Raw genomic sequence first — 474 nt, 5'->3', positions numbered from 1 at the left:
GAAAAGCCGTTACAGCCGAACGACGTTCGACGTCGGCGCCGCGGTGTCGAAGGGCCGGTGAACACGTGTTCACCGGCCCTTCGCCGTGCGCCTTGACTGCGACACGACGTCACGCCAGGTCGGTTCGACGATCATCGGCGACGGGAACGCTCAGTCGGCGTCGTCGGTGGAGATGACGTCCGCCTGCGAGTTCAGCTCGTGGGCCGGCACCCCCATCTCCTTCTCGGCGTCGCTCTGCTCGTCTCGCGTCGTGTTCTCCTCGTTCGCGGACGTGGCGTTCTTGTCGTTCTCACCGGGCATGGTTGCCTCCCTGCGTTGACGGCGTTCACTGTCGCCTCAACCCTTTCACGGGGCGCCCCGGGCCGCCATCACCTTGCGGTTGATGCCCGACCCGGCACAGGCGCCTCACGAGCCGGGGCACTCGAACCCGAGCATGCGAGAAGGCCCACCGTGAACGGTGGACCTTCTCCGGAG

Annotated in this window: 1 protein-coding gene; it reads right to left on the bottom strand. The window is 66.9% G+C overall.

Translation table 11 applies throughout. The features are described from left to right. Positions 1-150: 150 nt before the first annotated feature. Positions 151-300: a hypothetical protein gene (locus tag AX669_RS13415; RefSeq protein ID WP_156444976.1), complete on the bottom strand. Its 150-nt coding sequence runs from the start codon at positions 298-300 to the stop codon at positions 151-153. Positions 301-474 lie beyond the last annotated feature (174 nt).

Source organism: Dermacoccus sp. CCH2-D9 (assembly GCF_001556795.1).
GTDB lineage: Bacteria > Actinomycetota > Actinomycetes > Actinomycetales > Dermatophilaceae > Dermacoccus > Dermacoccus nishinomiyaensis.
The sequence above is the reverse complement of the archived record's forward strand: the minus strand, read 5'-3'. Positions and strand labels throughout refer to the sequence as shown.

Bases quoted from the DNA above. Each gene is read 5' to 3' on its own strand.
- AX669_RS13415 (WP_156444976.1), bottom strand. From the start codon at position 300: ATGCCCGGTGAGAACGACAAGAACGCCACGTCCGCGAACGAGGAGAAC.